Annotated in this window: 2 pseudogenes; both read left to right on the top strand. The window is 67.4% G+C overall.

Features of this window, described 5'->3' with window-relative positions:
• A pseudogene (locus D5S08_RS17300) lies at window positions 1–123 on the top strand (TrbI/VirB10 family protein); the annotation flags it as partial.
• Between the two features lie 4 nt (window positions 124–127).
• Window positions 128–288 (top strand): annotated as a pseudogene (locus D5S08_RS17295) (P-type DNA transfer ATPase VirB11); the annotation flags it as partial.

Raw genomic sequence — 288 nt, 5'->3', positions numbered from 1 at the left:
GCGGCCAGCACCGCCCTGCAGCAGAGCGGCCAGATCGCCCCCACCGTACGCGTGCGCCAGGGCGAACCGATCCGCGTGTTCACCGCGCGCGACCTCGATTTCAGCCAGGCCCCCCGTTTGTAGGATCATGGCAGCCGAAATCCTTCATCTCGGCCCCGCAGTGGACGATCTAGGCGCCGCCGAGCCAGATGCGCCCCGCATCGTCAGCGGCAGCGTCTATCTCGACGCGTATCTCGCGCCGTTCCGCCACTGGCTGGAACGGGACACCGTGACGGAGATCATGGTCAA

The sequence above is a fragment of the Croceibacterium ferulae genome, from assembly GCF_003660445.1.
Classification (GTDB): Bacteria; Pseudomonadota; Alphaproteobacteria; order Sphingomonadales; family Sphingomonadaceae; genus Croceibacterium; species Croceibacterium ferulae.
The sequence above is the reverse complement of the archived record's forward strand: the minus strand, read 5'-3'. Positions and strand labels throughout refer to the sequence as shown.